This is a genomic window from Amycolatopsis sp. NPDC051045 (assembly GCF_040682955.1).
Classification (GTDB): domain Bacteria; phylum Actinomycetota; class Actinomycetes; order Mycobacteriales; family Pseudonocardiaceae; genus Amycolatopsis.
Genome location: NZ_JBFBCC010000060.1, coordinates 1 through 3,127 on the forward strand (window position 1 = coordinate 1; position 3,127 = coordinate 3,127).

Genomic DNA, 3,127 nt, shown 5'->3' on the forward strand with positions numbered 1-3,127 from the left:
GGGGTGGGATACCTCATCTTGGAACAGGCTTCCCGCTTAGATGCCTTCAGCGGTTATCCCTTCCGAACGTGGCCAACCAGCCATGCCCCTGGCGGGACAACTGGCACACCAGAGGTTCGTCCGTCCCGGTCCTCTCGTACTAGGGACAGCCTTCCTCAAGTATCCTACGCGCGCGGCGGATAGGGACCGAACTGTCTCACGACGTTCTAAACCCAGCTCGCGTGCCGCTTTAATGGGCGAACAGCCCAACCCTTGGGACCTACTCCGGCCCCAGGATGCGACGAGCCGACATCGAGGTGCCAAACCATGCCGTCGATATGGACTCTTGGGCAAGATCAGCCTGTTATCCCCGGGGTACCTTTTATCCGTTGAGCGACACCCCTTCCACCAGGAGGTGCCGGATCACTAGTCCCGACTTTCGTCCCTGCTCGACATGTCTGTCTCACAGTCAAGCTCCCTTGTGCACTTGCACTCAACACCTGATTGCCAACCAGGCTGAGGGAACCTTTGGGCGCCTCCGTTACTCTTTAGGAGGCAACCGCCCCAGTTAAACTACCCATCAGGCACTGTCCCTGAACCAGATCATGGCCCGAGGTTCAGATTCCCAATTCGACCAGAGTGGTATTTCAACAACGACTCCACCACAACTAGCGTTGCAGCTTCACAGTCTCCCACCTATCCTACACAAGCCGAACCGAAAACCAATACCAAACTATAGTAAAGGTCCCGGGGTCTTTCCGTCCTGCCGCGCGTAACGAGCATCTTTACTCGTAGTGCAATTTCGCCGGGCCTGTGGTTGAGACAGCCGGAAAGTCGTTACGCCATTCGTGCAGGTCGGAACTTACCCGACAAGGAATTTCGCTACCTTAGGATGGTTATAGTTACCACCGCCGTTTACTGGCGCTTAAATTCTCAGCTTCACCCCCGAAGGGATTAACCGGTCCTCTTAACGTTCCAGCACCGGGCAGGCGTCAGTCCATATACATCGTCTTGCGACTTCGCATGGACCTGTGTTTTTAGTAAACAGTCGCTTTCCGCTGGTCTCTGCGGCCACCCACCCCTAGCCCGAGAAAGGCTTCAGGATGTTTGGCCCCCCTTCTCCCGAAGTTACGGGGGCATTTTGCCGAGTTCCTTAACCACAGTTCACCCGATCGCCTTGGTATTCTCTACCTGACCACCTGTGTTGGTTTGGGGTACGGGCCGTGCATGCACTCACTAGAGGCTTTTCTCGGCAGCATAGGATCACTCTACTTCGCCTCAAACGGCTACGCATCACGTCTCAACCTAATGCCATGCGGATTTGCCTACATGACGGTCTACACGCTTACACCAGTACTACCACTCACTGGCGGAGCTACCTTCCTGCGTCACCCCATCGCTTGACTACTACGAAATCAGGTCCCACGCTCCACACACAGTAATTCACCCGAAGGCTTCAAACCGCGGCTTTGGGTGGTTAGTATCAAACGCCTCGTCATGGGCGCACATGCTCGGGTACGGGAATATCAACCCGTTGTCCATCGACTACGCCTGTCGGCCTCGCCTTAGGTCCCGACTTACCCTGGGCGGATTAGCCTGGCCCAGGAACCCTTGGTCATCCGGCGGCAGAGTTTCTCACTCTGCATTCGCTACTCATGCCTGCATTCTCACTCCCACACCCTCCACGACTGGCTTCCGCCGCCGCTTCCCTGGATGCAGGACGCTCCCCTACCCATCCACACCACTAGACAAGAGTTTCAAGAACTCAAGCCGATGTATTGTGCGAATGACACAGCTTCGGCGGTGTGCTTAAGCCCCGCTACATTGTCGGCGCAGGACCACTTGACCAGTGAGCTATTACGCACTCTTTCAAGGGTGGCTGCTTCTAAGCCAACCTCCTGGTTGTCTGGGCAATCCCACATCCTTTCCCACTGAGCACACACTTAGGGGCCTTAGCTGGTGTTCTGGGCTGTTTCCCTCTCGACGACGAAGCTTATCCCCCGCCGTCTCACTGCCGTACTCTAACACCACGGTATTCGGAGTTTGGTTGATTTCGGTAACCCGGTAAGGCCCCTAGACCATCCAGTAGCTCTACCCCCGTGGAGAAACATACGACGCTGCACCTAAATGCATTTCGGGGAGAACCAGCTATCACGGAGTTTGATTGGCCTTTCACCCCTACCCACAGCTCATCCCCTCAGTTTTCAACCTAAGTGGGTTCGGGCCTCCACGACGTCTTACCGTCGCTTCACCCTGGCCATGGGTAGATCACTCCGCTTCGGGTCTAGACCACGCGACTATAGGCGCCCTATTCAGACTCGCTTTCGCTACGGCTACCCCACACGGGTTAACCTCGCCACGCAGCACTAACTCGCAGGCTCATTCTTCAAAAGGCACGCCATCACCCAACAAGTGAGCTCTGACGGCTTGTAGGCACACGGTTTCAGGTACTCTTTCACTCCCCTCCCGGGGTACTTTTCATCTTTCCCTCACGGTACTAGTCCGCTATCGGTCTTCAGGAAGTATTTAGGCTTACCGGGTGGTCCCGGCAGATTCACAGCAAATTCCACGAGCTCGCTGCTACTCGGGAACACCAAACAAACAATCAACGACATGTTTTCGCGTACGGGGCTCTCACCCACTCCGGCCGCCCATCCCAAGGCGTTCCACTAACATACGTGACCATTCCGAGGACTGTCAGATCCTCGACGCTGGGTCCCACAACACCGGCTACACAACCCCTGACAGGTATCACATGTAACCGGTTTAGCCTCTTCCGCTTTCGCTCGCCACTACTCACGGAATCACGGTTGTTTTCTCTTCCTGCGGGTACTGAGATGTTTCACTTCCCCGCGTTCCCTCCACACACCCTATATATTCAGGTGCGGGTAACACCACATCACTGGTGCTGGGTTTCCCCATTCGGAAATCCTCGGATCACAGCTCGGTTGACAGCTCCCCGAGGCTTATCGCAGCCTCCTACGTCCTTCATCGGCTCCTGAAGCCAAGACATCCACCATGTGCCCTTAACAACTTGACCACAAAGATGCTCGCATCCACTCTACAGTTCTCAAACACCACACCAGAAACAAACAACGTTCCAGGACTGTGTCCAGCCCCGAGGCGTGTTGCCTCAGGACCCAACAGC

Annotated in this window: 1 rRNA gene; it reads right to left on the reverse strand. The window is 55.7% G+C overall.

Annotation, left to right across the window (positions count from 1 at the left end):
- A 23S ribosomal RNA gene (locus tag AB0M80_RS44065) occupies positions 1 to 3,019 on the reverse strand; the annotation flags it as partial.
- Positions 3,020 to 3,127: the final 108 nt, after the last annotated feature.